Source organism: Arthrobacter oryzae (assembly GCF_030812315.1).
Taxonomy (GTDB): Bacteria; Actinomycetota; Actinomycetes; order Actinomycetales; family Micrococcaceae; genus Arthrobacter; species Arthrobacter oryzae_B.
In genome coordinates this window covers 199,047-205,046 of sequence record NZ_JAUSSM010000010.1, presented here as the reverse complement: position 1 = coordinate 205,046, position 6,000 = coordinate 199,047, and the positions used below count along the sequence as shown (strand labels likewise).

Genomic DNA, 6,000 nt, shown 5'->3' with positions numbered 1-6,000 from the left:
ATCTCCGGCCACCGGCTCTCCACCGCGGAAATCGAATCCGCCCTGGTGTCCCACCCGGCCGTGGCCGAGGCCGCCGTCGTGGGCGCCGCCGACGAGACCACCGGACAGGCCGTCGTTGCCTTCGTGATCCTCCGCGAAGACGCCGTGGACTCCGGGGACCAGATCGTCCAGGAACTCCGGAACCACGTCGGCAAGGAGATCGGACCCATCGCCAAGCCCAAGACCATTCTGGTGGTACCCGAACTGCCCAAGACCCGGTCGGGCAAGATCATGCGACGCCTGCTGAAGGACGTGGCAGAAGGCCGCGAAGTAGGCGACGCCACCACACTGGCAGACAACACCGTCATGGCCCAGATCGCACAGTCGCTCAAAAAAAATAGCCCCCTCAAAAACGCGTAGCTGAAGCCAGCCGCCCGGGCACGGACGGACTCCGGCGGGATCGGCATGCCAATCATTGCCCTGATTGCCATCGCCGTCCTGAGCATCAGGCGGCGGTCGTGGACCCCCGCCATATTGAACGCTACCGCCGGCATCGGAGCCATGCTGATGATCACGGCAGGTAAGAAGCTCATCGGGCGCTCACGGCTCCCCTCAGCGACGCCGTGCCCGTATGCCAGATCCTGGTCTTCATCTGAAAAACGATGGGGCTGGCCCCTGACCATATCGTCGGCTGCTGCCAACGCGAACCGAGGAACGCGTGGGGAACGGTCGCGACCTACGGTTAAGCGAGACATCGGAAAGGAGGTGAGACCAAAATGGCAGACCATTATGCCTCCGGGACCTGGCAGGTGAAGCAGGGCTGTGATCAGGAATTCATAGACCGGTGGACGGATTTCCTTCAGTGGTCCCGGGCGAACTACCCGTCGATCGTGGTGGCGAACCTCATTCGTGACCGACGTGTCCCCGGTCATTATGTTTCGTTCGCGGAGTGGACCGAAGAGGCGTCCCGAGACGCGTGGAAGCAGAACCCGGAGTTCACGACCCACTTCGATGCCTGCTTTGCGCTGTGCGAGCACATGAGCGGTGCTGATTTTGACTGCGTAGCGACCGTGTGATGCATCGGCTTTATTACTCGGTGCCCTGCCGCTCTGGGTCCTCGCTCACTCACCCCGCGGGTACCCCTGTTGCGGCCGGCTTGGGTCGGTGGCCAGGTTGCCTTTGCCCGGCGCGGCGGCGAGCGTCCCTAGCGCGCCGAGTTGTTCGAACACAATGGCCGCGTCGTCCAGCAGGCGCCGGTCAGGCGGGCCGCCCGCGCCGGCCAATGCGGCCTGCAGCCTGCAGCGGGCGGACCAGAACGGCTGGTGGGCCCTTTCGTAGAGGCTCGCCGCGGATAGGAATCGTTCGCGTGCCCCGCCCGCGTCCGCGTCGGTCAGCGCCAGCGAACCGCGGGCGGACTCGGCCATGGCAGTCCACGCCGAACTTTGGGCCTAACTTTGAAAAGTATGCGCAACCCGCTCGGCCGCCTGGGCGAATACGGTTGCGTCAGCCCGGTCGCCGAGCGCAGCGAACGCTCCGGCCGCCATCGGATACAGCAGGGCGGTGCAGGTCGGACATTCGCCGTAGCGCGCCGCCGTCGCGCGCCGTCACAGGGTACACTGCGTTCGACAGGAGCTGGCTGGTTAAGGGTCATGTCAGTGTCCGCTCTCATGCGCGATCAAACCGGTTGCGGGACGATCCGCATATACGGCTTAGGCTCCTTCCAATCGCCAAAGATCTCGTGGGCCTCGCTGTTCGGGACGGAGCCGGCGATGATGACGTCCTCGCCTTGCTTCCAGTTGACCGGCGTCGCCACCCGGTGCTTCGCAGTGAGCTGAAGTGAGTCGACGACGCGAAGCACTTCGTCGAAGTTGCGTCCGGTCGTCATGGGGTAGACGAGGATCAGCTTGATCTTCTTGTCCGGCCCAATTACGAACACGCTGCGGACGGTCTGGTTGTCCGCGGGCGTGCGGCTCTTGGCGTCCCCGGACGTGGCTGCCGGGAGCATGCCATAAAGCTTCGCCACGGTGTAGTCGTCGTCGCCGATCACGGGGTAACTGGGGCGGGCCCCCTGCGTCTCCTCGATATCGGCGGCCCACCGCTCGTGATCAGCTGTCGAGTCCACCGACAAGCCGATGATCTTGACTCCGCGTCGGTCGAACTCCGGCTTGATCGTGGCCATGTAGCCGAGCTCGGTCGTGCAGACCGGGGTGAAGTCCTTCGGGTGCGAGAACAGCACTCCCCATGAGTCTCCGAGCCAGTCATGGAAACGGATTTCGCCGGTGGTCGTCTCGGCGGAGAAATCGGGTGCGATCTCACCGAGTTGCAGTCCCATCATGTCCTCCTGGGCGTTGTGATGTGATGACGGAGCCAACTGGCTCGTCGTCACTTCTGACGGTATGGCGACCCTGTTCCCCGACCGTTCCCCCAGTTACCATAAGGGCGTGGAGAAGTGCGCCGTCGTCATGCTGGGCGCGTTCCGTGTCGTGATTGACGGCCGGACGGTTCCGGGCGAAGCGTGGAAACGGACCAAAGCGGCCGGACTCGTCAAAATCCTCGCCCTCGCGGAAGGGCACCGGCTGCATAGGGATGTCGTCGCCGATCTGCTCTGGCCCGATCTCAGCGCCCAAGCTGCCGCTTCGAACCTACGCAAGGCAATGCATTTCGCGCGCGCCGCCCTCGGCTCGTCAGACGCCATCCAGGCGCGCGGCGACCTGCTGGTGCTGCTGCCCGACGCCGAGGTCTCCATCGACGCGGAGCGGTTCGAAGCGGACGGGCGCGTCGCACTCGCCTCATCGGCAGGGCTGGCTGAGACGATCGCCCTGTATCGAGGCGACCTGCTTCCTGATGATCGATTCGCAGTGTGGGCCGAGGACCCCCGCGATCGGCTGCGCACGCTGTACCTGCGTCTGCTCAAGGCCGCGGCTCGGTGGGACGAGGTGGTCAAGGCCGAGCCAACGGACGAGGACGCCCACCGCGCGATCATGGTTCGCGCGCTCGAGGCGGGCGATCGCCAGGGCGCGATCCGCCAGTTCGAGCGACTCCGTCGGCGGTTGCGTGCCGACTTGGGCGTCGGCCCAGGGGCGGCGACGGTCGCGGTCTACGAGGAGGCCATCGCCGAGGACAGCCGACGCGCGGAGAATCGCACGCGGGTCACGTTGGCGCGAGCACTCATCGCCCTCAACAGCGGCGACCTCATCGAAGCCACGTCATACGCCCGGCGAGCACGCGAGCTGGCCATGGAAGCAAACCTGGGCCGAGAGATCGGCGAGGCCAGCGCGGTGTTAGCGATCGCGGCGAACATGCAGGATCGCTGGCCCGAGGTGTTCGAGGCCGAGTTCGTGGAGTTCACACGGCACGACTCCGCGCGCTCCGGCTACATTCTTGACGCACAGTTGTGCCTCGCCGAATTCTGCCTGTGCGGGCCGGACGGGCACCGGAACATTGCGCGGCAAGTAACGCGTCTGCGCACTATCGCCGAACGAGCAGGCTCGGTGCGTGGCCAGGCCATCGCCGACCTGTTGCTGGGGGAGGCGGCACTGTTCTCCGGTGAACTCGGCGACGCGCGCAGTCTGCTCCAGTCCGCGCTCGAGCTGCACCGGCGGGCCGGGGCACCGGCCGGCGAGATCGTGACACTGCAACGACTGGCTGAGGTTGACCTCGCCCAGGATCGGCCCGAGGAGGCCGCTCGGGCAGCCAGCCGCGCACTGGCTGCCGCCGCGTCCACGTGGCTGGAGCCGCACCTCGTTGTACGCCTATACGGGGTGCTCGCTGAGGCAGCCAGATCACCGGCGCAAGCGGTCCGCATCATCGAGCGAGCCGACGCCGCTCTGGCCGGTAGGAACGTCTGTCCGCCGTGCTCGATGGGCTATCAAGTCGCCGCAGCGAGGAATTACGCACTGGCAGGGAAGCTGGACGCCGCCCGCCGCCGGCTCGCCAACGCCGAGCAGCTCGCTGGCATGTGGCCCGGCGGACCATGGCACGCCGCCCTCTGGGAAGCACGAGCCGTCCTGCGCCGCGCAGAGGGTCACGAGGATCAAGCCACCGCCCTGTTTCGGGAGGCGGCAGCTAGTTTCGCCGAGCTCGGCAGGCGCCAAGACGAGCAACGCTGCCTAACCCGAGCAGCACAAAGATCGCCAATGACGATCGGAAAGTCTCTTGCCGGCTAGTTCCTGAGCACCCCGGCCCCTGACCAGCATTATTTTCACGTTAGCCGGGGAGAGCATCGCCAGCGCGGAAGCCCTCGAGGAACAGTTCTCAAAGTCGCTGGCGCTTAGGGTGACCCAGCTCCGGGATGCCGGGACAACTTGTCCCCGGCAACCCGTGTAGCCAGGAAGCCGCCTTCAGTACTGAGGCGGACCTCCATCACCCGGAACCTGAAGCTGAAGCTGCGCGACGTTGCCGCCCGGATTGTTGCTTCCTTATCCGACCACGAGGCCTTGTCCACGCACTTCAACGAGTAAGCGTTGAACGGATTTCGGCGCTCCCGGTGCTTCATCAGCCTTTCATCGTCGGGCTGTCCTCGGCATCGTGCGAGGGGCGACCACGCACCGGAGAGTTTTCTCCGGATGCGCGGCCGCCCGCACCACTGTCTCGAACATACGTCCTGGGTTCGGTCACATTCCCTTTGGGGAAGTTCATGTTCGTGTTCACAGGGGGTGGCGTATGGTCGCCCACAGTTGCCGAGCTCGACTTTGCGTTTATCGAAGTACTCTTCGAATTCGGCCCATTCGGTGGTGGTCGGGGTCCTGTATGCCCGGGCCGCCCGGCGGCCGGCGAGGTGGGTCTGGAGTGGCGGATGACGTCTTCCTGGAAGACGGTGACGTAGCCGTAGGTGGTCTGCACGTCCAAGTGTCCAAGGAGGGCGGCGCCGATGTGGATCGGCAGGCCGTTGTTGACGACGTCGGTGGCTAACAGGCGGCGGAAGTCGTGCGGGGTAAACCATCCGGCCAGCTCGGGGTGCTCTACTCAGGGCATCGCTGAGTTTGGCGGGTTCTGCGCGCAGCGTTCCGGCATTGATGACTTCGGTGCGTTGCCCGATCGTGCGCTGGAAAAGAAACGGCTGCGGCTCACTCGTGATGCGTTCGTACGGGTCAAAGCGGGTCGCCAGAGGCACGCTCCGCCGGTTCCGGGTGAGGCGGCGGATGATGGTCGCGACCACATGAACAGCTCGGCGGTCATCGGGATCACGCGCTCACGGTCGGTCTTGGATGGGACGACCACCAACACGGCCACAATGTCCCCGTTAGGCCGGGCATACTGGCGGATGCTCAATTGGGATAGCTCCAGAAGTTCCTCGCAACGCAGCCCGGTGCGCCCCAAGGTCTCAACGGTTGCCCATTGCCAGAACGCGGCCTCCTCGGTGAAGGTGACGTTGAGCTTCCGTCCGGTCGACTCGTCGAGCACGCCGATTTGGCATGCCCGTGCCGCTCGGCGTGCCAGGCGTCACCGACGGTGAACAGCTTCGATAGGTCTTCGCGCCGACCCGTCAGCACCTGGTCGGGTTCGGGCATCGGTCGCTGCGTTCAGGAGCTCATGCCATGCGCTGAACCGGTCACCAGAGAAGTCAGCACCCACACGATGTCCACTGAACCTATCGTGGTACTGGAGTAGGTCCACCGGTTCGCCCCGCCCGTCAAGGTCGTCTACGAGTCCGGCCCGACCGGGTTCGTCCTGGCCCGTTACCTGGGCGCCGCAAGCATCAGCTGCGTTGTCGCGGCGTCCTCCAAGCTGCTCCGCGCACCCTGGGACCGGATCAAAAGTGATCGGCGTGATGCCCGGGTCTTGGCTGAGATGCTAGCGGCAGCTCCATTACCGAGGTGCGGATCCCGGGCCCGGAAGAGGAAGCGCTGCGGGATCACCCTCGGGCGGCCTCCGAGCGCGCGGTCAAACCAAGAGTTCACGGAACGGAGAGAATCATGCTCAGGGCCATGCTTTTCCTGCTCAGGGCAAACCCGTACAGTCCAGGGCGGGGTCTGCAGGAATGCCCGGACCGTTCCTGCACTCGCTTGGCTGAACCGTGCC

The 6,000-nt window shown here is 65.3% G+C and carries 7 protein-coding genes; 3 read left to right on the top strand and 4 right to left on the bottom strand.

What is annotated here, in order from left to right; all coding sequences use genetic code 11:
* Positions 1-399: AMP-binding enzyme (locus J2S97_RS19260; RefSeq protein ID WP_444875938.1), on the top strand; the 399-nt coding region annotated here is incomplete at its 5' end.
* A 356-nt stretch (positions 400-755) separates the two neighbouring features.
* Positions 756-1,055, top strand: coding sequence for an antibiotic biosynthesis monooxygenase family protein (locus J2S97_RS19255; protein WP_307051542.1), 300 nt, complete (start codon positions 756-758; stop codon positions 1,053-1,055).
* Positions 1,056-1,100: 45 nt separating this feature from the next.
* On the opposite strand, the gene J2S97_RS19250 is transcribed toward J2S97_RS19255, so the two are convergent.
* Both J2S97_RS19250 and J2S97_RS19245 read right to left on the bottom strand, forming a co-directional pair.
* Positions 1,101-1,403, bottom strand: a complete 303-nt coding sequence (locus tag J2S97_RS19250; protein WP_307051541.1) for a hypothetical protein — start codon at positions 1,401-1,403, stop codon at positions 1,101-1,103.
* A gap of 251 nt (positions 1,404-1,654) precedes the next feature.
* Positions 1,655-2,314 carry a peroxiredoxin gene (locus J2S97_RS19245; RefSeq protein WP_307051540.1) on the bottom strand — a complete coding sequence of 220 codons (660 nt, stop codon included), beginning with the start codon at positions 2,312-2,314 and terminating at the stop codon, positions 1,655-1,657.
* A gap of 61 nt (positions 2,315-2,375) precedes the next feature.
* Here J2S97_RS19245 and J2S97_RS19240 point away from each other — a divergent pair, with 61 nt between their 5' ends.
* Entirely contained in the window at positions 2,376-4,145 is a 1,770-nt protein-coding gene (locus tag J2S97_RS19240) for a BTAD domain-containing putative transcriptional regulator (protein WP_307051539.1), read from the top strand.
* A gap of 328 nt (positions 4,146-4,473) precedes the next feature.
* Here the strand turns inward: J2S97_RS19240 and J2S97_RS24070 are convergent, their stop codons facing one another.
* A complete protein-coding gene (locus J2S97_RS24070) occupies positions 4,474-4,863 on the bottom strand; it encodes a hypothetical protein (protein ID WP_373460597.1) in 390 nt (129 codons plus the stop codon).
* A gap of 81 nt (positions 4,864-4,944) precedes the next feature.
* On the bottom strand, positions 4,945-5,382 hold the full coding sequence (locus J2S97_RS19230) for a hypothetical protein (protein ID WP_307051537.1): 438 nt from the start codon (positions 5,380-5,382) through the stop codon (positions 4,945-4,947).
* Between the last annotated feature and the right edge of the window lie 618 nt (positions 5,383-6,000).